The 21,825-nt window shown below is 55.2% G+C and carries 24 protein-coding genes; 1 reads left to right on the top strand and 23 read right to left on the bottom strand.

The genetic code is table 11. The features are described 5' to 3' along the window. Nucleotides 1-2 precede the first annotated feature (2 nt). Nucleotides 3-986 carry an ATP-binding protein gene (locus R3F50_02480; GenBank protein MEZ5489165.1) on the bottom strand — a complete coding sequence of 328 codons (984 nt, stop codon included), beginning with the start codon at nt 984-986 and terminating at the stop codon, nt 3-5. Between the two features lie 111 nt (nt 987-1,097). Between R3F50_02480 and R3F50_02485 the strand changes: the two genes are divergently transcribed. Further along, nucleotides 1,098-1,328 carry a hypothetical protein gene (locus R3F50_02485; GenBank protein MEZ5489166.1) on the top strand — a complete coding sequence of 77 codons (231 nt, stop codon included), beginning with the start codon at nt 1,098-1,100 and terminating at the stop codon, nt 1,326-1,328. Nucleotides 1,329-1,345: 17 nt separating this feature from the next. Here R3F50_02485 and R3F50_02490 read toward each other — a convergent pair whose 3' ends face one another. The 22 genes from R3F50_02490 to R3F50_02595 form a co-directional block, all read right to left on the bottom strand. Continuing rightward, on the bottom strand, nt 1,346-2,911 hold the full coding sequence (locus R3F50_02490) for a conjugal transfer protein TraG N-terminal domain-containing protein (protein ID MEZ5489167.1): 1,566 nt from the start codon (nt 2,909-2,911) through the stop codon (nt 1,346-1,348). Further along, nucleotides 2,908-3,285, bottom strand: a complete 378-nt coding sequence (locus R3F50_02495) for a hypothetical protein (protein MEZ5489168.1) — start codon at nt 3,283-3,285, stop codon at nt 2,908-2,910. The genes R3F50_02490 and R3F50_02495 overlap by 4 nt, the downstream gene beginning before the upstream one ends. After that, nucleotides 3,275-4,615 carry an integrating conjugative element protein gene (locus tag R3F50_02500; protein ID MEZ5489169.1) on the bottom strand — a complete coding sequence of 447 codons (1,341 nt, stop codon included), beginning with the start codon at nt 4,613-4,615 and terminating at the stop codon, nt 3,275-3,277. Before R3F50_02500 ends, R3F50_02495 begins: the two co-directional genes overlap by 11 nt. Next, on the bottom strand, nt 4,612-5,634 hold the full coding sequence (locus R3F50_02505) for a TIGR03756 family integrating conjugative element protein (GenBank protein ID MEZ5489170.1): 1,023 nt from the start codon (nt 5,632-5,634) through the stop codon (nt 4,612-4,614). The genes R3F50_02500 and R3F50_02505 overlap by 4 nt, the downstream gene beginning before the upstream one ends. Next, nucleotides 5,631-6,107, bottom strand: coding sequence for a TIGR03757 family integrating conjugative element protein (locus R3F50_02510; protein ID MEZ5489171.1), 477 nt, complete (start codon nt 6,105-6,107; stop codon nt 5,631-5,633). The genes R3F50_02505 and R3F50_02510 overlap by 4 nt, the downstream gene beginning before the upstream one ends. Before the next feature lie 222 nt (nt 6,108-6,329). After that, the gene (locus tag R3F50_02515; GenBank protein MEZ5489172.1) at nt 6,330-6,533 is read right to left on the bottom strand and encodes a type II toxin-antitoxin system RelE/ParE family toxin; all 204 of its coding nucleotides are present in this window, start codon (nt 6,531-6,533) and stop codon (nt 6,330-6,332) included. A 38-nt stretch (nt 6,534-6,571) separates the two neighbouring features. Further along, nucleotides 6,572-6,832, bottom strand: a complete 261-nt coding sequence (locus tag R3F50_02520; GenBank protein MEZ5489173.1) for a type II toxin-antitoxin system Phd/YefM family antitoxin — start codon at nt 6,830-6,832, stop codon at nt 6,572-6,574. A gap of 149 nt (nt 6,833-6,981) precedes the next feature. After that, nucleotides 6,982-9,702 carry a conjugative transfer ATPase gene (locus R3F50_02525; GenBank protein MEZ5489174.1) on the bottom strand — a complete coding sequence of 907 codons (2,721 nt, stop codon included), beginning with the start codon at nt 9,700-9,702 and terminating at the stop codon, nt 6,982-6,984. An 8-nt stretch (nt 9,703-9,710) separates the two neighbouring features. Further along, nucleotides 9,711-10,169 (bottom strand): TIGR03751 family conjugal transfer lipoprotein, encoded by a 459-nt coding sequence (locus tag R3F50_02530; GenBank protein MEZ5489175.1) that lies wholly within the window; start codon nt 10,167-10,169, stop codon nt 9,711-9,713. Then, entirely contained in the window at nt 10,114-11,550 is a 1,437-nt protein-coding gene (locus R3F50_02535) for a TIGR03752 family integrating conjugative element protein (protein MEZ5489176.1), read from the bottom strand. Before R3F50_02535 ends, R3F50_02530 begins: the two co-directional genes overlap by 56 nt. Before the next feature lie 21 nt (nt 11,551-11,571). After that, nucleotides 11,572-12,375 carry a TIGR03749 family integrating conjugative element protein gene (locus tag R3F50_02540; GenBank protein MEZ5489177.1) on the bottom strand — a complete coding sequence of 268 codons (804 nt, stop codon included), beginning with the start codon at nt 12,373-12,375 and terminating at the stop codon, nt 11,572-11,574. Continuing rightward, entirely contained in the window at nt 12,372-13,049 is a 678-nt protein-coding gene (locus R3F50_02545; GenBank protein MEZ5489178.1) for a TIGR03746 family integrating conjugative element protein, read from the bottom strand. Before R3F50_02545 ends, R3F50_02540 begins: the two co-directional genes overlap by 4 nt. Further along, nucleotides 13,021-13,401: a TIGR03750 family conjugal transfer protein gene (locus R3F50_02550; GenBank protein MEZ5489179.1), complete on the bottom strand. Its 381-nt coding sequence runs from the start codon at nt 13,399-13,401 to the stop codon at nt 13,021-13,023. The genes R3F50_02545 and R3F50_02550 overlap by 29 nt, the downstream gene beginning before the upstream one ends. 38 nt (nt 13,402-13,439) lie before the next feature. Next, entirely contained in the window at nt 13,440-13,817 is a 378-nt protein-coding gene (locus R3F50_02555) for a TIGR03745 family integrating conjugative element membrane protein (protein MEZ5489180.1), read from the bottom strand. A gap of 100 nt (nt 13,818-13,917) precedes the next feature. Further along, nucleotides 13,918-14,148, bottom strand: coding sequence for a TIGR03758 family integrating conjugative element protein (locus R3F50_02560; protein MEZ5489181.1), 231 nt, complete (start codon nt 14,146-14,148; stop codon nt 13,918-13,920). 8 nt (nt 14,149-14,156) lie between these two features. Beyond that, the gene (locus tag R3F50_02565) at nt 14,157-14,459 is read right to left on the bottom strand and encodes an RAQPRD family integrative conjugative element protein (GenBank protein MEZ5489182.1); all 303 of its coding nucleotides are present in this window, start codon (nt 14,457-14,459) and stop codon (nt 14,157-14,159) included. Nucleotides 14,460-14,763: 304 nt separating this feature from the next. After that, nucleotides 14,764-15,819 carry a site-specific integrase gene (locus R3F50_02570; GenBank protein MEZ5489183.1) on the bottom strand — a complete coding sequence of 352 codons (1,056 nt, stop codon included), beginning with the start codon at nt 15,817-15,819 and terminating at the stop codon, nt 14,764-14,766. A 210-nt stretch (nt 15,820-16,029) separates the two neighbouring features. Further along, a complete protein-coding gene (locus tag R3F50_02575; protein ID MEZ5489184.1) occupies nt 16,030-17,370 on the bottom strand; it encodes a replication initiation factor in 1,341 nt (446 codons plus the stop codon). Between the two features lie 150 nt (nt 17,371-17,520). Further along, the gene (locus tag R3F50_02580) at nt 17,521-17,958 is read right to left on the bottom strand and encodes a hypothetical protein (protein ID MEZ5489185.1); all 438 of its coding nucleotides are present in this window, start codon (nt 17,956-17,958) and stop codon (nt 17,521-17,523) included. Between the two features lie 378 nt (nt 17,959-18,336). Then, a complete protein-coding gene (locus tag R3F50_02585; GenBank protein MEZ5489186.1) occupies nt 18,337-18,984 on the bottom strand; it encodes a hypothetical protein in 648 nt (215 codons plus the stop codon). 393 nt (nt 18,985-19,377) lie between these two features. Further along, nucleotides 19,378-20,568 carry an IS481 family transposase gene (locus tag R3F50_02590; protein MEZ5489187.1) on the bottom strand — a complete coding sequence of 397 codons (1,191 nt, stop codon included), beginning with the start codon at nt 20,566-20,568 and terminating at the stop codon, nt 19,378-19,380. A 94-nt stretch (nt 20,569-20,662) separates the two neighbouring features. Continuing rightward, nucleotides 20,663-21,718, bottom strand: coding sequence for a tyrosine-type recombinase/integrase (locus R3F50_02595; protein ID MEZ5489188.1), 1,056 nt, complete (start codon nt 21,716-21,718; stop codon nt 20,663-20,665). Nucleotides 21,719-21,825 lie beyond the last annotated feature (107 nt).

Consider the following 21,825-nt stretch of genomic DNA (forward strand, 5'->3'; position numbering starts at 1 on the left):
TTTTATTTTTTCCCTGTTTGGCGACGTTCGATTGCCCTAATAAGCAAAGAAGAGGTGATTTTCGCTTCATGATTCAGTACCGCTTCTTTTGCTGCATCTTCGCAGGCCCGGGTTATCTCGGCCGAACTGAGGTTATTTGCCGCTGCACTTATTTCATTCCATGCCAATTGGCCTGTATCGAACATTGATAGTCGATTTTCGACAAGTCGCTCTATTTGTTCTTGACCAGGCTTCTCGAAGCGAATGATGTCATCAAAACGGCGATAGAGCGCTTTGTCCAATAACTCGGGATGATTCGTAGCCGCAACGATAATGCTTTCCGAAGCATCTTGTTCAACAAATAGGAGAAAAGAATTCAGAACTCGTCTGATTTCTCCCACATCATTCTGCGCACCCCGCTGGGTACCGATCGCATCAAACTCATCAAAAAGATACACGGCTCTTGTTTGCTTTATATGGTCAAAAATCAAGCGGAGCTTTGCCGCCGTTTCCCCCATAAACCGAGTAATCAAACTATCTAGAACCACCGTATAGAGGGGCAGCTTTAGCTCGGTAGCTAAAGCTGCGGCAGACATGGTCTTCCCCGTACCAGGTGGGCCGGTAAATAACAACTTTCGACGAGGGAAAAGACCAAACTGAGACAGTTTATCCTTCTGCCGCTGCTCGAGTAGCACTTGCTCCAAACGAGTGCTTATGTCCTCAGATAGAACCAGTTCGTTTTTACGAACGGAAGCCGGAGTTAAATCGAGTAAGCCTTTCAATTCTCCTGCTGGCTGTTTTTTCAGCGGAGTTGGACTTCTTGCGGCGACGCCCAGCTTTGATGTCTTTTGGGAATTTTCTACTAGTGTCTTTAGCTCATTCGCTAGTTTGTGGTGGCCTTGACGAGCTTCTTTTGCAGCAACTTGCAAGGCAATAGAATAGAACCGCTGATCATCTCGGTCCGCGTGGCTCTTCAAAAGCGCCTTGATTTGCTCTGCCGTTGCCATATTTCAATCATTCCCCTGATCTGCAATAATACTCGGTCGGGCATCCAAAATGAACTAGATCTTTCATTATCAGCCTGTCTGAACCGTTAAGCTTTAACTCGGATTTGAGTAGTGTACAAAGTTACCTTTTGCCGATTTTTAGGCGGCGTATTGCCCAATATCAAAGCATCCTGTATCGCGTTGGGCGGCCTTGCTGTAAAGGTTGTCAGCCTACTGGCTGCAAGTGCTGACACATCCGAGGATGAGGAAACTGACATGCCCGCTGGGGCATTCAAAGGCGGGAATTTAAACTACCGAACAGGCAAGTTGGATGATGGCACCGACCCCTATGGCTGGTATTAGAAGAACTAATAGCTCCATCACCGTTTAATTCCTTTGCTCACGATCCCTTTCCCGACAGCTCCCCCTTGTTTACCTGACTCATGTACAGGGGCTCTCAATGGATTGGCCGCGTTATCCAGTGACCGGCCAACATTCACCCCTGCCCAAGCCATCATCCCACTCCATAACAACGGCAATCCCAGATAAAGACTGGTGGTGATCATATTCAGCAGCATGCGCTTGGCGTCGTGCTCACCTGGATTGGAGAAGATCTGCAGGAAGACGTTAACGTCGGGATACATGGACAGAATCAGGTTCTGATCCACCCACATGGCCAGGTACCAGAGTACCGTCCAGAATTTGATGGTGAAAATCGCCATGCCGGCGACCACCATCATGGCAATGGAGTAGCGGGATAAGACAACCACCAGCGGTAGCAATGCATAGATACCGAGCAGCATAATGGACTGTACCATGGGCAATGACTGCAGTACGGCGGTCATGGTGACGGAGAACAGGGCTGATGCGGTGATCACGCCACCGGTGGCGAGGCCTCCTTTGATGATACTTCCCGCGGTATTGAACAAACCTGAACCGGAGGCATTGTTTGCGACCAGCTCGTTGCTCGACCAGGAAGGCGGTGCGTTGGTAAGCACGGTTTTGGCGACGGCGTCATTTTGCCGCTCACCGGCCAGTGCGGGGGCAATGGCGACCACCAGACCGGAGAAACCGGCGGAGGTGGCATCCGCTTCACTGATCAGCTTCTCTCTTAAGCCGATCGCTGCATCTTCCCACCACTGCTTGCAGTAAGGTTTGCCCCAGGTTGGCGGTGCCATCGGATCGTACTCGGTATCCCTGGCTGCATTGTAGACCCAGCCGGTGATTTGGTTGGCCGGGCGCAAGGTGTCGTAGTAGCCTGGGATATCCCGGTAGACATGTGAGCCCATCCAGTCCGGGTCGTCGACGCCATAGGTGGCAAGGATACCGTTGATCGCCGGGGTATCCGGCCGCTCTGCCTGGTACCTGGAACGGGCCGGTATGTAACACTGGCTGAAAAAATCACTGACCTCCTGCCGCAGTCGCGGGTCGGCGATTGTGGCCAGGTGAGCCTGCTGCTCGAAGGTGCGCATATCCGCCACCGTTGGCAGGCCTTCGACGATAGCGTGGTTCAAACCCGAACTCAGCGCGATGACACCGTACCACCACACCGGAACATTGACGGTCGCGGCAGAGCCGGTAAACCCGGTGGTACCGTAGGTACTCTGGGGGGCCGCGACAGTTGCTGTGGTAGGTGTTGGATTGAGCAAGGTCGGTGGCGGCGAGTAGGACAGGGTTGCCGCATTGAGGGGTGTGAGGGCAGCGGGTTGCCCTGCGAGCACGACCACCAATAGCGCAATGAACAGCTCGATCTCCATACGCCGCAGTGACAGGCCGCTGGCATGTCCCACTTCCCCGCCCTGAGCCGGTTCCCGCCAGTTGTCGATCAGGATACCCAGGAACGGGAGATAGACGATCCCGGTACCGACCATCACATCCCACAGAATGCCGTAGAAGGCCCAGCCGAAGAGCGAGGTAAAGAGCTCCAGGTAGCTGTCGACACTCATCGGACGATCGGCCCTGCGGTCACACCGAGAAACTTCACCACTATCCCCTGCCCCAGCACCAGTTCGAGGATGACCAGCCAGGTGACGGCGCGCCAGCGAAACCGCTGTAACTGATTTGTCTGGGCAGAATTGATCTTTGCGGTTTTGGCAAAGCATTCGACGCCGGCATTCCAACCGAATGCCACCAGCGCAATCACTGTCCAACGGCCTAGCGTGAGTGATAGGCGCCAGGTGTCGATACGCTGTTGGATGGACTGCACAGAGTCGGTCTGTAACCGATGCATCAACCAATAGCCTACCAGTGCCGTCAGCAGCGCGGCCGCCAAGGTAGCGATCAAGAGACCCTTGCGCTGTGCCCGACTGTTATTGAACACGGCCGTCCCGCAACGGGTTCGGATCGAGGGTCGGTACTTCCGGCACGGTGAGAGAGCTCTGCCTTCTGGCCGCCGCGCGCTCGAGCAAAGTGGTAACGGTGTCCGAGACCACTTCTTTGCGCACACGGGTCTCAAACAGCAGATTTTCGATTTCCTTGTCGAGTTCCGCGATGGAGTTGTCCGCGTGTTCGCGGGCGACTTCGGTGGCATAGACTTCAGGTACTTGCCTGCCCGACAGTAACAATCGCCGTGCGAACAGTGCTTTCTCGACCGTGCGCGCGGTGCTGATTTCCGAGACCAGGCGACCCATGATCAGGCTCTGCTCCGAGACCGGCATTTCACGGATCGCTTCGATCACCTGGCGGGTGATGGCCACCCCGGGCGCAGTGATCTGTTCGAGGTTGTCCAGGGTCGGTGGTGTCGCGCCGCTGACCAGGTTCTGGATTTCGGTGGTGACAGTAGCGGACTCCTGGTAGAGCTTGGGTAACAGCCCCGTACCGGGAATGCTGTCTTTACGGCAGGTGTCGCAGGTGGTGACGATGTTCTCGCCCACCACATCGACTGTCCAATCACGGGCATCCGCCGGTGATGGCCAGATTTCCGACAGGCGCGTGGCCGATGCCACCGGCACTGGTGTCGTATCGGTGAGCGCTCTGTTCATATTGATGTTATAGCCGGCCTCGACGATATCACCGGTGAACTCCAGCACCGGTTGCCCACTGCCCCCGGCCTGACCGCCGATCCAGGGCACCCCGTTATCGCCGTTGGAGGATTCCACCGACTCTTTGGCGGTGACGGCATCATTGCCGCCAATCCCCATCTGCACCTTCCAGTCGTTGCCTTTGGACAAGGTGATCAGATCGGCATAGGGGTTCTTGCCCTGGGCGATCTCGGTCTCCATCACCTCACAGGACTTGGTGGCCAGCTGCATGGTTTCTTCGGCCTTGATCAGCGCGTTCTGAAAGAGATCGTACAAGCCGGGGTTGGCGCGCTGCAGGATCAAAGCCGGCAACGCAGCGATGGCGCTGGTCGCTGCGGCCGTCATCGCATTCATCATGTTATCCACACCGGCCCCGATGTCATTCAAAGTGTGAGTCACCGCCGCCACCGGATCGAATTTGCCGCAACTGTAACCGAGCCCCAATTGGGCGGAGCCGCCCAGGGTGACAGAGACCACCGAAGGATTGGCGGGTACGGAGACGGGCTCTGCTCCGCCGATTTCGTAATACCACAAACTGTCTTCGGTGGGGCCCTGAGCCGCGTGAACAACCTGACACACACTCATGACGCCAAACAACAATAGGGTACGAACAGATAGTTTCTCGCTCATGGTGGGTAATTGATCCAGTCGACGTTGAACAAAAAGATGCCGCGACCCTGGCAACAGCTGTAAGGGCGCCACAGATTCCAGGCATAGTCACCGTGGGGATCGACTCGACCTCCACCCCAGCCGGTTAGACTGGCCAGGTCATTGGTGCCAAATACCTTGCAGGTCGATTCCGCCCTGGGTAAAAGCATCTGCCACACGCCGGTGTCCGGATCGCCTTCAACCAGTGGTCCGGGCGGCCACACGCGCTGCCCTGAACTCGAACCACCGGTTATCGGTACGTAGATATGGGGTTGCCCCTGACGTGTGACGATGTCACCGGCGCGCTGGGCATTGATGGCCGCCGCCTTGGGTTCCTCCGCCTGCGTCGTCCAGCCGGTGCGCGGGTACACGCCGCCCCAGGTCTGCATTGGCCAGCTGCCGATCTCCCGCAAACCGGGTATCAGGCTCGCTGGGTAGAACATTTCCGGGATTTCCATCCGCCAGGAAAGTGCGTCCAATCCCGACTGGAAATACGGAAAGAAGGGTGTGGCTTGTGCGTTGCAGAGGGAACCGGTGCTGGCGATGATGCTCGACAGGGAGCTGACCGGATGGCCGATGACATCCGTTTCCCGAAAAATCAGGTTGCGATGATCCTTGTTGCCCTGCCCGCCTTCTGTTCTGTTGCCGGCACTGTCAATCGGTACAGCCAGCAAGCTGCCAAGCAAGCCGTTGGCGGCGGTTCGTTGTGCCATGCCCAGCGTATTGCGAATCTCTACCCAGGGATTGCCACCGAGCTCGTTGTAGGCACTCACCACCGCATCGGGCTGGTAATGCCCCACTTTGATCGAGGTACGCACGCTGCAGCCGGACAGGGTGCAGCGCAACCAGAAGCAAATCCCCACCGGCGTCCAACGCATACAGCTGAGCGCCGCCTGGGTAGTCTGCACAATAATTTCCGGTGTGGTAATAGAGCCCGCGTGACCGATCAGCGGCATCCACAGCAACAGGCTCAGCCAACCACGAGTCAGGGCCGCTATCATCGTTCTGCGCTCTCTGCCAGCCACCGCTGATAAAGCCGGGTTGCGGCATTGATGTCGGTTAAACCGTAGACCACAGCTTGACCATCGAAGACGATGGCCGGGTAACGATCGATACCGTACTGCCTTGCCTGCACCAATCCGTTGGCGGCGTTCTCCAGTTCAGTACTGAGCTGCAGGTCCATCCGCTGGTATCGCTTCAGAACCAGTTTTTTGGCGGACTCTGAATCCGCTGGCAGGTCATCGGAGAGCTCTTGCTGCAACCGGTTGATCCGATCGATTACAAAGACGGTCGTGTTGTCATTTCCAGATACAACCTGACGTCTCGAATCGGTGAATACCTCGATCGTCGGCTCTTTCAGTAGGGTCCTCTCGCCGGCCTGCACAGGCGCACAAAGTGTTCCTGTTAGAAGCAACGAGATAATGCATTGAGCTTTTACGACATTCACTGACAATCGTCCAACCCGGGATGGCATTGAGGAAGGCACCATCCTGCGCGATTACGGGTTAGGCAAAAATGGTTTATTCAGACAGGGGGAGTCGCCCTTTTCCTCAGCCGGAGCAAACCGTCGATCTGCGTAGGAATTGGAGCGAAGGAAAGGAAATGGGGAGAGCGCAGAATTACCCAGAAAGTCAGATGATTTCCCGCTCACTCAGATGGCGAGCGGGGACCATGCGTTTGTGAAGCACGGCGAAGACTACGAGCTGCTGCTCATGGACGATGTAATAGACGACATGGCTGGCATGGGAAAACTCGAAACATTCGGACCAACGTCTGGCCTGTCCTTGCCAAGCGATGGTGTTTCAGAGAGCAGCCGCAGCACCTGACGGAGTTCAGCCAGGTAGCGTCGCGCCTGGGCTTCGCCCCACTGGCTTACGGTGAATCGACGAATGTCGAGCAGATCCGACTGGGCAACCGGCGTAAGGCGAAAACCCCTCTTTAATCGTGCAGGCCGTCCTCGATCTCGTCTAAAAAGACCTCACCATCGACCAGATTGCCAGCCTCTATATCGGCCTCGGCTTGTCGCGCCCTGGCCTGTACCAGGCGTAACTTGAGTGCGTCCATGCTTTCATAGTCTTCGGCTGAGACGACAACCGCTACCGGCTTGCCGTTTTTATTGATCTGAATGGGTGCTCGCCGGGCTTTGATCAGCAAGTCACCAAAATGAGCTTTCGCTTCGTTGGCAGACAGAACTTCCATTGACTAGAGCCTCAATATTGTTCAATTCGCCAATCTTAGTCGAATCGAACGATAGTTGCCGGTTATTCTTTTGATGGAGGATCGATGGCGAGTCATTCCCAACGCGGTGTCCAAGTGGCGCCGCGCCCAAGATTGTGGACCCTGAAAGCCTAACGAGACTGCTCGATACGCCGGGCCACCTCGTAAACGGCTTCCAGCTCTGAACAATTCTTTTCACGCATGATGGCGGCGCGCTCCGCCTTCTCATGCTTTTCGGTCATGGCCAGTGCCAGCGACAAAGCAGGAGGCACGTTCCGAAACAGGGCTTCAACCTTGTCGGCCAGTACAACGCCTTCCACGTATTTGCCCGGCTCCTTGCGGGCCGACAGCAGCAGGTTACGCTGTTCGTCGTTCAGGTCCTTGAAGCGGGCAATCTGGTCAACCTCTTCCTTCGGCATCACCAGACACAACCACCACTCCATCATATTGAGCATCTTGCGGCTGGCGTCGGGGAAGTCCTCCAGGTTCTGGGTGGCGATCCAGAACCAGGCACCGAGCTTGCGCCACATCTTGGTGATCTTGACCACGTAACGCGCCAACAGCGGATTGGTGGTGATGATGTGACCCTCATCGGTGACTACCAGGGTGGGTCTTTCATCGTGCTGGTAGCGCTCCACCAGGTCATTGATGTGGCTCATCATCGACAGGTAGGCGACGGTCAGCTGGTCCTCGTAACCCTCCCGGGCCAGAATGCCCATTTCAAGAATCGTGACATCGGCCTCCGGCCAGGACTGCCCCGGCCGGTTGAAGAAATGGCCCGCTAGGCCTGAGCAGAACAAGGCCATACCATCGCCCATCTCCAGCGCTCGATTGCGCCGGTGTTCGGGTAACTCCGTGTTGGTGGCGATAGTCTGAAACGCGTGAACCACGTCCTGGGTAACCACCTGGGAACTGCCGGATTCTTTGACCGTTTTCGCAGCGAGGAATATGGCATTGCGAATCAGCAGCCGGTCGGCGCGGGTCAGGCGTGCGTCCTCGCGCTCATCGCCACCGGTGATCATGATGCGCGCGGCGATCTCCATTTCGCCGAGGATATCGCGCCTGCCGCCCTCGTCTTCCAGCTCGTCGTCTTCGTCCAGTGACTCTTCCAGGGTTGGGTCATCGGCATCGAGCAGGTTCAGCGCATGACGCCGGTCGAGCAAGCGCAGTGCATCGGCAAAAGGCGGCAGACTGACATCGACATTGGGATTCAAGGTGATCTGGTTAACCGACAAGCCATGGTGCGCAAAATGCTGTCCCAACAGGGAAAACGACGCGCCTGCTTCGATAATGAAAATGCGGGGACGGTGGCACGCCATCATCTGTTGCAGTAGATACACCAGCAATGCCGACTTTCCTGCGCCCGTGGGTCCCAGGATCAGCATGTGAGCGTTCTTCTTGCGATCCCCCCGATGTAGCGGATCAAACACCAACGGCTCCGCACCCCGGTTGTAGAACACCAGTCCCGGATGACCGGTTCCCCGCGAACGACCATAGAACGGCAGCAGGTTGGCGATATGGCGGGAGAACATCAGTCGCGAGCGGCGCCGCGATTTGTCCAGGTCCGCGTCATAGGCCATGGGCAGGTTGCGGATATAGCTATCGAGTGCCAGCAAATCGGCTTCCTGGGTGATCGGCTGCAACCCGTTCGGGAGGAGCAGCGCATTGAGGCGATTCAAATTGTGGCGCAGGGATTTTTGATTCTCGCCGCGCACATAGAACGCCATGCTGACCGGATAGAGCTTGTTGCCCTGCGCCATCTCCCGCTCCACTTGCTCTGCCTCTTCTCGCGTGATCGACGCCTCCGCCGAGTCACCGACTGAGGCGCGTTTGATTTGCGCGATATGATTGCGGGTGGTGTCCTGGGGTTTGAGCGTTAGCGTTATCACCATGATGGTGTGCTCGGGCAATCGATCGAATAGCGAGAACACCTGATCACCGGACTGGCGCTCCGCCGTGAAGTGTCCGATGTCCGGCGCCCGCCTCAAGCTTTGAATGGTCACGACAGTGTGCGGCAGATCATCGAACAGCCAGCTTGCCGACGCCTCGTCGGAACGCGGCATCGACAGCGTCAACTGTTCCGCAAAGTCGTAGCCAAACGGTAAATTCTCGTCGCCCGGATAGGGTGCCATCTGCAACAGCGATTCCGGGTTTCCGTCGGCGCAGGCTGGCTTGGGATTGAACCAGCTCAGCATCCATTGATAGAACGCCCTGCCGTCAGCGCGCTGGACGTGGATCCCGGCGGATGCCAGGGCGGCGATCCATTTGGTCACCACATCATTGAGCGCCTCCTCCACCTCGATGGCCGCCGGGGTTTTGCCATTGTGTGGCAGACGTCGATAAAGCACCACCCGGATCCGACGCTGATGCCCCTGCCAACGGGAACCGGTGACGGTGGTATCGTCAAACAAGCCCCCCGGCCGGGAAATCGCCTGCAAATGTGTCGACATCACCGCCCGGTAGTGTTGTGAGTAGTCTGATGCGCGCACTGTCGGCAGCGGATAACGGGCCAGCTGGGCATCGAACTGGTTAAGCCGCGGTTCGTCCTGCACATAGACCTGTAATACCCAGGGCGCCTCGTCACGCTCCGGGATCGACTCATTTAGCGCGGTCTGGATGGTATCGCGCAGCTGTGTCATGAAGGCCGGTGTGCGTGCTTCACAGCCGACCGGGGTGATCTCGAATAGCGCGCCCAGGCTGACACCGTCTTCCAACAGAAAGGCTTTGCACTCGGGAATGTATTCCATCCAGGGCAGCAGGTCGGTGAACGACGGTGGACGGTTGTAGTGCTGCTTGATCGCGGCACTGGTGAACGGCGCTGCGTCCATAACATCTGATTGCTTGGCTGCCATGGGAACCCCTACTGCTCTGATGGTGAATGACTGACTTCCACTGGCAGCTCACCAGGCACCTCTCCCGACACTTCTCCTGGTAGGGCGTACTCCACCTTTTCATAGAAAGGAAAGGTCGTCACATAACCTGGTACCGGAGTGCGCTCACTGCCCGACAGGTGAGGAAAAATGTACATCACCAGCGTTGGATTGGGCAGGCGGGGGAACACCGTATCGATCTCATTGGCGGCTTCCCGCACGAAGCCGCGGTAATGCTCGATACCTGATTGTGGTAACGGCGGGCCACCGATTGTGCGCCGCTGGTCGGGCTTTTGAACGTCCACCATGTGCTGGTCGTAAATGGACTTCATGGTCGGGCCGTCCTGAGGCAACACCGTCTCTTTGGTGCTGGTGCAGCCCACTATTAATACGCTAGTCCAGACCAGAACCAGTGGTAATCGTCGCTTGCTGAAAAAGATTCGCTTCATGATGAAGTTTCCTGCCATTGGAATGAAAATCGATGGGAAGTTCGTGATCGACATGGATCGCCAGCTTGGCGCCCGCTGGGACAAAGACCGCGTCAAAACTCTGCGCCTGGCGCTCCCGCAGCCACTGGGCGACTTCGTCACTGCCCCCGCTCAGGGTTCTGCCCAACACGTAGTTGCCCGTCTCTCCGGAAACCAGGTTCGTTGCCGTGCCGGCATTGTTGATCAGGGTGGTGGTTTCCGCCTGTGCGGCAGCGTCTCCCGCCGCTTCGAGTGCCATCACGCCAATGCGCTGAGTGAGGAAAGCCGGTGCGTTAGTCTTACGTTCTCCCGAAATACAGGGAATACCGCGCGCATCGGAGATCCAGCCCAGCGGCCGATTAGTGCCTCCCCCTGCACTGCTTCCACTGGAACCACCCATTGGATTGTTATCTCTGGGAAAAGTTTGAATGGTGCCGTCCTCGAAAACGAAGGTTACCGATTCTAGTTTTCCGGTCACACAGGAGAGGGTCCAGTCGCCGATCGCGGTGCCACTCCAGACCATGCCTTCGATGCCCGGAATGCGCAGGCCATTGGCAGCCAGGTTTTCTTTACCGGTAATCACCTTGAACGGCATGGGGTCGCGCACCTGCCCCTGGACAGGCACCCTGCCGACCAGGGCGGTCATGCCGGTGGAGCCGATCAGGGTGGCATTGCGAGGCACGGTGTAGACAGGAATATCAGTGTTCAAGGCGGCGGAGCCTCTTTCGACCAGCGCTTGCACCGGCGGACTCGCGCTGTCGAGAGCGTTGCGGCCGGTGCGACTGAAGCGATTGAGTAGCGCCCCGTTGTCATCACCGGGCGCTGGAGAGAGTTCCAAGGGATCGACCCAAACCAGCGACTCCGAGTCCGCGGAGGACGCTCTGACACCATCCAGCCCGAGCCCGACGGGAAGATCGGAACCTACGGCTGACGAAGGTTGCGCCGACTGGCGATAGCGGTTGGCCAGAGCGTCCACCCTGGCGGTCAAGGCAGCGATGGCGGAAGTCGTCTCCGCTGATTCTGTGCCGGTTCGATCGGCTGCCAGGGATTGCCGCAATCGGGTCAGTACGTTGTTTTCGATCTGTTGCCGGTTTTCTATCAACTCACGGTTCTCCTGTTGAAGTGCGGTGTTATCCCGACGCAGGGCATTGAGCTCCGAGGTCATGGCGCTGACATTGGCGGTCAGCGTCTTGATCGTGTCTGCCGGCGTATCGGCATCGGGTAGTGGCGCCTGCGGCACTGCCTCCAAGAGTTGAGTCGGCTCTCCATCCGGTGAGCAGGACTTCACGGCAACCAGCGCCGCCATCAAGACGACGGAGCCGGCAAGCAGGGGTAATAGACGATTACTGGTGACCATCGACATGGGGTAGATTTCACTCCTCTCTTACAGCGCCACACCGAAGGGCCGATCCGAGATCAGATAAACCGCGGTGGTATCGGCTTCGCTTCCAGCGGGTAACAAGCGATTGTGCTGAAACGTCGCTGCCAACCAGGCCCCGCGTAGTTCACGGGGATCCAGCACCACCGGTCGTTGGGTGCGATTGGTCAGCCTGACGGCGGTGACATAGCGCAAACCCGCTTTCCAGGCAGCGACGGGGACAGCTTCTATCCTGGCGCCATACACCAGCTCGACCGGATCGGTACTGACGGGAATGGCGACCACACCAGGCTGGTGAGGAATCAGTCGTGTCGGTGCGTAGAGTTGTTGCGCGGCATAACGGGTTAAGGCTGCATGCCCCCAGGATAGAGTGTTGTTGGATAGCGGTTCCACAGCATCCGTGTGGGGCTCTGACTCCAGCAGTATCTGCACATCGGGTAATTTGCGGCTGCCTGGATCGGCTGACTCCGCCGAAACATCGAGGACATACAGCGGACCCTCGGTTTCCGAGCGCACGATGATGCGGGTGGTGTCGAAGGGCTCTCTGGCCAACAGGTACAGGGTGCCGTTGATGCTTTGGCTGCGCAGCAGCGCTGTCAGTGACTGCGGCAGGCCGATGCTCACCGAGTCCGGGAAATGCACCAGACGTTCTTCGCCGACAACCAACGGAATCGCGATGGGCGTTTTGTTCCAGACAATTCGTTCAGGAGCATTCGATGCCCCATCGACTTGCGCGACGGACAGTAGCGGCAAACAGCATCCTAGCAGGGCGATCCATCGCACTGTCGCGAGAAAATGGTGGGGATTCATTGGGAGCTCCCATTAGTTGTAGTGGCGCCAGCTCCGGTTGGTTCAGCCAGCTCGGCATCGGTCAATCGGCGCGGACCCTCACTGGCGTACCCATCAAGTGCCAGTCCCCAGGGGTTGGATTCCGGATCGATGGCCTGGCGCACCACCCGAATCGGGTAGCGAATCGTGGTTTGCTTCACGGTCATACCTTTTACTGACTCCAGAAGGTCGAGATCCAGCCAGACGATCCAGACATCGGGTGACAAGACATCGACACGACGTTCTTCATAACCGTGCCCTGGCACTTCATGCACACCGCGTACCCGGTAGGTCAATTCGCCGCGGCGGGCTTTGAGTTCCATGTCGGCGATCAGGTCATTGCGATAGCGCGGTGTCAGGTAGGGCGAGATGCGGAAGATCGCGCTGCCGTAGTCCGTGGCACCGTTGTCGGGCCAACGATTGAGTTGCTGGAAAATGTAGAATGCAAAGGCATACACATTGGCCGGAGGTACCTCCTCGGCCGCCAGGACTGCACCTGAGCGCAGATCCGGCGGCACGTAGAAACGCAGTTGCTTGGGCGCCTGGCTCCAGCCGAACCAGAGCGCGAGGATGATCAGGCCTTGCAGACCGATGACGACCCACAAGGAACGCAAATGGGAGCGGACGTTATCGATTTCGAGACGGTAGCGGCGCATGCTGCGTCCTCCCGATGTCCCAGGCACCGCTACGTAACACCCAGGGCGCACGATAGAGACCTGTCGACTGAAGACGAATGCGCAACCACTGTTGGTAGTACCCCTCAGGCCGCCCGCGCTTAATTCGCTGAAATACGGTCGCCACCACCACGACGGAAGCGACCACGCCGACCCCGGCAATACCGAAACCCATGGTGATGGCACCGAGCATCCAGGCCAGCAGCAGACTGAGGGGCAGCCAGATCACAATCGCCAACCCCACAATCATGCCAAGCTCTGAGGACGAACAACCTCTGAAGATGACCGGCTCGGCGTTGAGCCGGTCGGCCAGGATTTCATGGTCTTTGGGCATTCACACCACCCGCCTCTTACTGCTATTGACGTCAGATATCAGATGACACCGGCCGCTTCGGTCAGCAGATAGCTGGCGAAGATCAGGACGATGGCACCGACGATGCCCAATACACCCACTTCAGCCCACTCCGCTTTACCCTGGCGGGCTTCATTGAATTTCGCGAAACCCAGATACGCGATCCAGAGAAAGCCCAGCACCGCAATGGCCAGTCCGAGCACCAGGCCACCGTCTTTGATGTAGCCCTGGATCAGTCCAATCCAGTCACCCGCCCCGGGAGCGGTACTCGGCGGGACCGGCGTCGGTAATGCCGCCCAGAGCGGCAGTGGGAAGAACACCGTGCCTGTTGCCAATAGCGGTCTGTGAATAGCAGCTGACGTTTTATTGAACCCGTCTTCTGTTGTTGATGTACCCATAAGAAATGTCCTCTCCTGTAACGCTGAAAATAAGGGGGTCTGCCCCCGCATCCCACGGCGATGCATCGCCATTTGCCCTTACCGGGCTTTCTCGATTGACTCACCGCAAATAGAAACCCAAAACCATCAACACGATGCTTGCCCTTAAGGTGCTCCAGGTCAGGTCGAAGACCGTGGCCTGCCCTTCCTGCCAGGCCCGAAACGTGCCTATGGCGACCCAGATCACCCACACAAACGCCAGCACCAGGACCATCGAAGCAATGGCTGTCAGCATCGTGGCTGGAGTAATCCCGGAGCCCGCCTGGAACGCAGCTTGTTGTGCACCTGTCATCGTGCTGCCTAACGACGGTAATCGCCGCGCAGGGGCGGGAAAGAGCGTGGTTGGGCGCGAGGTGCATCAATGTGTGACTGAACGCCGTCCCTGATTTGCTTCAGATCTTGACGCAACCAGTCATAACGAAAACGGATACGGGCATCCTGATCGGTATTTGCCTCAGCCTGCCTGATAGAGAGTTCAAGGGCCTTCAGCTCATGTATGATTCTTGCCAGTGCGTCACGCTCCGCGTCCGCATCGGCGAAGACCACCGGCGTGGTGAGCGAGCCGATGATCAGAAAAGAAGATAGCCAGATATGTCGATGCATGGCACTGCTGCTCCCGTGTGTTGTTACGGGGCATAGTGCGAGAATCAGAGGCGAGGGACGATAGGAAATCTATTCAGTGGGTGGAGTAGTTTCAGGAGAATCTTGCTTCAGGTAGAAAGGCTATTAGAAATCACGGCATTCTAGAATGCGGACACGTCGAATCCTATTGAGAGCCCTAGCTCGTTCCGCTTATTATCAGGTTGATTTTAAAAAAATTAGAATTAGAGCACCTGGCTTCGAACCAGTTGGTCGGGAGTTCGAATCTCTCCGGGCGTGCCAAAACTAGCGATTTAAAATCAAGCAGTTATCTCAAAAAGGGGTAACTGCTTTTTTGTTTCGCTCTTTCTTGTGTAGTGGAAAATGTAGTAACAGGTTCCAGCTCACACAAGCTTTCGGCATACGGTGACAGATGCTCCGGTGCCAGGTGAGCATAACGCTGCACCATCCGAATATCTGACCAACCTCCTAGCTCTTGTAACACATGCATCGGGGTGCCGTTCTGAACGTGCCAGCTTGCCCAGGTGTGCCGCAAATCATGCCAGCGGAAATTCTCTATACCAGACTGCTCTAACGCTCTGCGCCAGACTTTGGTATTGGCCCGCTTGATGGGGTTGCCATTGAAGGTAAACACGTATTTATCATGCTTACCTAACTCACCTCTGAGCAAGACCACCGCTTCCTTGTTCAACGGTATCCCGATTGGACGTCCTGTCTTGGATTGATCTGGGTGTATCCAGGCGGCACGCCGTTCAAGATCAACCTGTGACCACTGCAATCGCGTGACGTTGGTTTCTCTCAATCCGGTTGCCAGGGAGAACCGCACCAGGGTTTGTGTATGGGGTGGCAGGTTCGACAGGAGTGTTCTTACCTCCTCCCGTGTTAACCACCGTATACGCCTGGCCGGGTCCCTCAGCATCCGGATATGGGGTGCCCGATCAATCCACTCCCATTGCTTCACAGCGGTATTCAGAATCACTCTGACCAGTTCCAACAAGCGATTGACCGTTGCCGGTTTAACGCCAGTATTGACCTTGGCTTCCGTGATCTGGTCAACGACCTCCCGCGTGACCTCATCCAGGAACAAATGCCCCAGGTAGGGATCTAGCCACTGGATATGACCTAAGTCATTCACCACCGACTTGCGGGAGGTTTCTCGATACCATCTGACCGCTGCTTCTTTCCAGGTCCTTCTCGGCTTCTCACCCAGCTGGGCGTTCCGCCAGTACTGAACACGGAGCTTATCTTCAAACTCCTGTGCCAGAGTCCTGTCTACTGTTTTAGTAGAGCGTTGTATTCGAGTTCCGTCAGGTGCGGTAAAGCTACACCACCAGAAACGCGAATTCGGTCGTTTGTACAACATAATGCATCTCCTACATTCTGCTGGACTTGCGACCTTGGTCGGCCAGTAGAGTAGTGGGATTGCAGGTAGAGCACAAGGTCAGCCTTGAGGAACACCCAGCGGCGTCCCAGCTTGGCGGCAGGAATTTCACCGGATTTGGCTCGCTCCCGGACTGTCTGCCAGTGCAGCTTGAGGAAATCAGCGGCTCCCTGGAGATCGAGGGTCTCATGGTTAGTAGTCTCCATCGCTGCGTTTCCTGTACTCACGGGACACGGCTCTGTCTGCCGGATGGGGACCATCTCCGAGAGGTTTGTTCGGACCAGTATTGTAGAGTCGGCGCTTTTCTTCGACCTTGCTCCGGTAGTAATCATCAAAGCCCACGCCGGTTATGTGAGATCGTCTATCGTGATAGCCCTGAGCGGCCTTCAGGAATGCTTCCGAGGCATCCTGGTACTTGGTGAAACCTTCACGCGCTGAGAACGACGTCAGAGGGCTGAGGCCATTCACAAACAAAAACTGATCGGAGGGAGGACGCCCCCGTTCCACCTTGTGCCGGGTCAACAGAGTTTGACCAGACTTGCCCCAATCAGCGCCTTGCAAAACCTCCCAAAACGAAGAGGCCGGCCAGCGAGTCTGAGTCTGATCCGCCAGGTTCGGAACGGTGTGCTTGAGCCATTGATTAGTGCAGTACTTCCAGAGGGCGCCACGGTACGTTTTCAGTTCTCTGTAAGTCACGATGTCCAGAGTTCTTAACGCTGGTCGACGTAGCTGAAACTCCAACCGCCATACGTCCTGCTCACCATCCCAGCCTGCTTTACGCCACAGCGACTTTAGATAGTGACGTGGACTATTCTTCGACCGCATCTCTATGGTCTTGTTGTAGAGTCTGGCCGATAAGTCTGCCCTGGGCGCAAAGGAAATCCCAGAGAATTGCCGCATGTCGGAGTGTCGTGCCAGGGTTCTGGCCTTGGTGACAAATTCGGCATCGGTGATACTTTCCAGGGGGTAATCAGTGAGGAAGTCAACGCACAGATCGACCCTGGCGACATTCGGACCGGCAGTGACAGGCCCAAGCACGTCGACAACCTTCTTCAAGACCTTGAGGGCCTTTTTAGGTCCAGCGACTGTCAGCAGCTCACTAGACACTTTCGCATATGCCAGGGGCGCTTGCTTGGCGTCCTGTTTAGCGGCTTCGATCCGGAAAGTGCCATCTTCCAGGATGTAGGCAAAGGGATGTCTGCCATTACCTTTAACCTCAAACACATGCTTCTTAACATGGAATTGGGCCAGGTTGACGCTTGAGGCGCTGGTGGACTGTGCCATCTTCTTGAGTTTGGTCAGCCGGATGGACGACTCATCGGATAAATGTCCCTGATAGGTCAGGTACAGGCTATCAATACCGGTACGGAGAATCCGGGTATTACGGGAATCAATGCAATTAGAGGGTACTGTGTTACTAGACTGCGTACCCTTTCCAGAACCACCATCAGGGGCGGGCCGGTGCTGCGGGGCAGCATCCCGCGCCGCCCTTGCGTTGGGATTTTGGTCGTGATTGTGGCTGTCAGATTTCATCGTAAAGCTCCTTTGAGTAGGGAGCTCATACAATGTGCAGCCAGGACGAGCCAAAAAAGCTACAGACTAAGCCGAAGAGGCAGGGAAAATGGATTGGCCCATTTAATTGCTAATTGCAATCAAGCAGTTACAAGAAGGTTCAACTTGCAGCTAATCAGGCTGTTCGTCGCTATTCTTCCCCCTTGGACGTCCCTTTTTCTTCACGTTTACAGGGGCCACTTCACCAAGCCATTTCCTAACCGTGCGCGCATCGTAATGTGAAGCGCCGGAATATCTCCTTATGACTTCATCATCGGCCATGGCTGTGATGGTTCGATCCGGGTGTTCCTTCCAGAGTTGAGTAGCCATTTGTTGGGCACACAACTTGGCTATCTGGCTCGCCCGCGTTGGAATTGCCTCTTCGGTTGATGGAGAGGGCTGACTGTCTTCACCACTAGATTCTTCCGGTAACCGGAATACAAGAGAAAAACCGTCTGGTTCATCAGGCTCCTGGTGCTTTGCCCAGAACGCCCTGGTGCCAAATTCAGGCATCTCGAAGGAATACTTCCACCCAGGAGGGAACCAGAATTCTGGCAGAGGTATCGCCATACTCTCGCACCATTCCTGAAAATCCTGTCTGGGTATGGAAGCCCACTTCAGCAACTTCCGGTTGTACCGAACCCCATGGATGCAAGCATAGACGTCATCGAGGTGGGTTCGAATGTAAAATCGTGCGTCAGCCTTTGAGTCAGAAGGTCGCTTGGCAAGAGTCAACGTCTCGCAAAATACTTGACCATTGAGAACTGCATCAACCAAAAGCCTTGCGTAGTCCTTGACTAAAAGGGGGAGCCTTGGCCGATAGCCATCTGGATCGTGACCGGCCCAACGATGGGCTATAACCCATATAGACAAGGAGTCTGAGATTAATGGCATTTTCGATTCACAAGGAGATTCAGAAAAGTTTTGAGCCGATTCTTGAGTCACTTACTACTGATTATTGATAGCATCAATATACTCTATTGCTAACTGGTAAAAAGATCGGCCTGCGTAATTGAAACCACCGGAATCACCAGCCTCCGATCTATTGACGGCGATTTTCTTGGCTTCATCAAATTCAGATTCGAGTAAACAGGTTAAAAGTTTCTCCACCCACAAGTCCCGGATTGCATTTGGATACTGTTTTATCAATTGTGAATAAAAAGACTCGAGAAGTTGCAGATTGGCCTTGTAGCTGGTAGCTGTATTTGCTAACTCAACACTTATAGGATCGAGCAACTCAAAAATAGTGCTGACTTCCTCTGATAGAGTTGCCTCGTCCCATTGATCTAGCGTGATGGTCCCACGTTGAACATCCATACTTGGAGCAACCCATGCTCCGCAAGCGCGAAAACTAAGCGGCGTCACCTTGTTTTCAGGTAGCTGAACTATTTCCCAGAAAATGTCGTCGAAATCATAATGTTTGAACGTCATAGACCAATGTAAAGTTTTTGCTTTAAGCTGACCGCCGACTATTATGGTGAAATACAAATCCCCCTCTTTCTTATAGATGAATCCACGACTGAATCTCCAACCCCGACGAGCTGATTGCTCTCGCAATAATCTATGTAGAAGCTTGTCAGACTCAGATTGCTTCATACAAACACCCGTAATTTGATCACAAAGGACTCGCAAGACTCTCGTGATGTAGGAGGCCGCGAAAATGATTTTGATGCCGACCGCATAGAGCCACTAAATTGGTGACAATTCTACACTTCATCAAAGACCTGAGCGACAACCTTACGACGCCAACACTTGCTCACCATGCCGGCAAGCAGAATGAAATGAATTAAGGTGTAGCGAAAAATGGTATAAGCGACGCTCAATGGAGCGCTTTTTGACTAATTATATGGACGGACCAAGGTCGTAAGCCATTGTTATTAATAAGTTTACATTTTTACAGTTAAATCTTCGAACCAGTTGGTCGGGAGTTCGAATCTCTCCGGGCGTGCCAAAATAAGCGAGGTCCTTACCGGACACATAGGTAACACTTCATACCGGAGACATGGGTAACACCTTTGGAGCGAATGGGTTCACGCCCACTGGCTCCACCCTGTTCTCTTCTTCGTCGAAAAATCCTATATCGAAATCCATAAAGCTGACAAGCCAAATTCTGTCGGCCACTTCTCTGATGCCTACGTATTGGCCGCCAAATACGACACTGAAATTAATCTTCCGTCGACCCACGCAGATTCGGCCACACTTCGTGACCAGGATCGTGCGGTCGTGAAAGGGGTACTCAGGGACATCTGGGCGGAAATATTCGCGGGCTGAAGCTGTATACACTTCGGCGGGGTATAAGCCATTTAGTGCCTGGTGGGGGCGGTCATGATTGTAACCCTCTCTGAATTCATCAAATCGACTCTGCTGCTGCAGAAAGTTGTAGCTGGCCGGTTTGGTTGCTTCTTTCTTGAGCGTCAGATGCATTCGCTCATGACGACCATTCTGCTGTGGATTGCCAGGCTTAATCCTTTCGATATTGATTCCCAGGCGTAACCACCAGACCGATAGTCGACTCAAACCGAATAATGCCTGCGGTGAGGAGAAGGGCACACCATTGTCAGTTCTGATGGCGGCAGGAAGGCCGTACTCTTTGAAAACCTGCTCAAATACCGGGATAGCGCCGACTTCCTTAACGGATTCCAAACTCTCACAAGCTAATAGAAAACGCGATCGCTGATCAGTAATAGTCAGCGGGTAACAGTACTTCTTATTACCCAGCAAGAATTCTCCTTTGAAATCAGCGCACCATAGGGCATTGGGAGACTGCGCAGCGCCTAGCTGTGTTCCTTGTGCTTTATGGCGGCGTCTTTTGCGACGTTTAACCAGGCCATGACGATCAAGCACAGCGTGGACTGTACTCTTGGCTGGTGGTTTAACCATAGGGTAGAGCTTAATCAGCTTCTCACGAATCTTCGGTGCACCCCAGGTTGGATGCTCTTGCTTGATTCTGACGACGGCTTTTTCAACCTGAAAAGGCAGTTTATTGGCGTGCCGATAAGGTCTTCGAGATCGATCCTCTAGCCCTTGGATACCGGCATCCTTGTAGCGATTGAATATCTTGTATCCGGTCTTGCGAGAAATGCCGAAATCACGACACACAGCGGCCATCTTATCGCCGTCCAGCAGCCGGGCTACGAACCTGAGTCTTTCATCCATACGATTACACTCTTGCCATGGCATCTGGGAGCCTCCCAAATGCTCAATTGTGTAACCTATGTCTCCGGTATAGTCTGTAACCTATGTATCAGGAAGGACACGATTTAGAATCAAGCAGTTATCTCGAAAAGGGGTAGCTGCTTTTTTGTTTCGCTCGATCTTGTGTAGTGGAAAATGTAGTAACAGGTTCCAGCTCACACAAGGTTTCGGCATACGGTGACAGATGTTCCGGTGCCAGGTGAGCATAACGCTGCACCATCCGAATATCTGACCAACCGCCTAGTTCTTGTAACACATGCATCGGGGTGCCGTTCTGAACATGCCAGCTTGCCCAGGTGTGCCGCAAATCATGCCAGCGGAAATTCTCTATACCAGACTGCTCTAACGCTCTGCGCCAGACTTTGGTATTGGCCCGCTTGATGGGTCTGCCATTAAAGGTAAACACATATTTCGGATGCTTACCCAATTCACCTCTGAGTAAAACGACTGCTTCTCTGTTCAACGGTATCCCGATTGGACGTCCTGTCTTGGATTGATCGCCATGTATCCATGCTGCCCTACGATCAAGATCAACCTGTGACCACTGCAACCGCGTGACGTTGGTTTCTCTCAATCCGGTTGCCAGGGAGAACCGCACCAGGCTTTGTGTATGAGGTGGCAGGTTCGACAGAAGCGTTCTGACCTCCTCTCGAGTTAACCACCTGATACGCCTGGCCGGGTCCTTCAGCATCCGGATATGGGGTGCACGATCAATCCATTCCCATTGCTTCACAGCGGTATTAAGAATCACTCTGACCAGTTCCAACAAGCGATTGACCGTTGCCGGTTTCACGCCAGTGTTGACCTTGGCTTCTGTGACCTGATCGATGACCTCCCGCGTGATCTCATCCAGGAACAATTGCCCCAGGTAGGGATCAAGCCACTGGATATGACCTAAGTCATTCACCACCGACTTACGGGAGGTTTCTCGATACCATCTGACCGCTGCTTCTTTCCAGGTCCTTCTCGGCTTCTCACCCAGCTGGGCGTTCCGCCAGTACTGAAAACGGAGCCTATCTTCAAACTCCTGTGCCAGTGCCCTGTCTACTGTTTTAGTAGAGCGTTGTATTCGAGTTCCGTCAGGTGCGGTAAAGCTACACCACCAGAAACGCGAATTCGGTCGTTTGTACAACATAATGCATCTCCTACATTCTGCTGGACTTGCGACCTTGGTCGGGCAGTAGAGTAGTGGGATTGCAGGTAGAGCACAAGGTCAGCCTTGAGGAACACCCAGCGGCGTCC

The organism is Gammaproteobacteria bacterium, assembly GCA_041395725.1.
Taxonomy (GTDB): domain Bacteria; phylum Pseudomonadota; class Gammaproteobacteria; order Pseudomonadales; family Pseudohongiellaceae; genus NORP240.

Excerpts from the sequence above, each read along its gene's own strand:
- R3F50_02575 (MEZ5489184.1), bottom strand. The coding sequence starts at position 17,370 with ATGAAATCTGACAGCCACAATCACGACCAAAATCCCAACGCAAGGGCG.
- R3F50_02545 (MEZ5489178.1), bottom strand. The coding sequence starts at position 13,049 with ATGCGCCGCTACCGTCTCGAAATCGATAACGTCCGCTCCCATTTGCGT.
- R3F50_02590 (MEZ5489187.1), bottom strand. The coding sequence starts at position 20,568 with ATGCCATGGCAAGAGTGTAATCGTATGGATGAAAGACTCAGGTTCGTA.
- R3F50_02505 (MEZ5489170.1), bottom strand. The coding sequence starts at position 5,634 with ATGATAGCGGCCCTGACTCGTGGTTGGCTGAGCCTGTTGCTGTGGATG.
- R3F50_02560 (MEZ5489181.1), bottom strand. The coding sequence starts at position 14,148 with ATGACAGGTGCACAACAAGCTGCGTTCCAGGCGGGCTCCGGGATTACT.
- R3F50_02525 (MEZ5489174.1), bottom strand. The coding sequence starts at position 9,702 with ATGGCAGCCAAGCAATCAGATGTTATGGACGCAGCGCCGTTCACCAGT.
- R3F50_02535 (MEZ5489176.1), bottom strand. The coding sequence starts at position 11,550 with ATGTCGATGGTCACCAGTAATCGTCTATTACCCCTGCTTGCCGGCTCC.
- R3F50_02565 (MEZ5489182.1), bottom strand. The coding sequence starts at position 14,459 with ATGCATCGACATATCTGGCTATCTTCTTTTCTGATCATCGGCTCGCTC.
- R3F50_02580 (MEZ5489185.1), bottom strand. The coding sequence starts at position 17,958 with ATGGCGATACCTCTGCCAGAATTCTGGTTCCCTCCTGGGTGGAAGTAT.
- R3F50_02480 (MEZ5489165.1), bottom strand. The coding sequence starts at position 986 with ATGGCAACGGCAGAGCAAATCAAGGCGCTTTTGAAGAGCCACGCGGAC.
- R3F50_02595 (MEZ5489188.1), bottom strand. The coding sequence starts at position 21,718 with ATGTTGTACAAACGACCGAATTCGCGTTTCTGGTGGTGTAGCTTTACC.
- R3F50_02550 (MEZ5489179.1), bottom strand. The coding sequence starts at position 13,401 with ATGCCCAAAGACCATGAAATCCTGGCCGACCGGCTCAACGCCGAGCCG.
- R3F50_02490 (MEZ5489167.1), bottom strand. The coding sequence starts at position 2,911 with ATGAGTGTCGACAGCTACCTGGAGCTCTTTACCTCGCTCTTCGGCTGG.
- R3F50_02585 (MEZ5489186.1), bottom strand. The coding sequence starts at position 18,984 with ATGAAGCAATCTGAGTCTGACAAGCTTCTACATAGATTATTGCGAGAG.
- R3F50_02530 (MEZ5489175.1), bottom strand. The coding sequence starts at position 10,169 with ATGAAGCGAATCTTTTTCAGCAAGCGACGATTACCACTGGTTCTGGTC.
- R3F50_02520 (MEZ5489173.1), bottom strand. The coding sequence starts at position 6,832 with ATGGAAGTTCTGTCTGCCAACGAAGCGAAAGCTCATTTTGGTGACTTG.
- R3F50_02540 (MEZ5489177.1), bottom strand. The coding sequence starts at position 12,375 with ATGAATCCCCACCATTTTCTCGCGACAGTGCGATGGATCGCCCTGCTA.
- R3F50_02500 (MEZ5489169.1), bottom strand. The coding sequence starts at position 4,615 with ATGAGCGAGAAACTATCTGTTCGTACCCTATTGTTGTTTGGCGTCATG.
- R3F50_02570 (MEZ5489183.1), bottom strand. The coding sequence starts at position 15,819 with ATGTTGTACAAACGACCGAATTCGCGTTTCTGGTGGTGTAGCTTTACC.
- R3F50_02510 (MEZ5489171.1), bottom strand. The coding sequence starts at position 6,107 with ATGCCATCCCGGGTTGGACGATTGTCAGTGAATGTCGTAAAAGCTCAA.
- R3F50_02555 (MEZ5489180.1), bottom strand. The coding sequence starts at position 13,817 with ATGGGTACATCAACAACAGAAGACGGGTTCAATAAAACGTCAGCTGCT.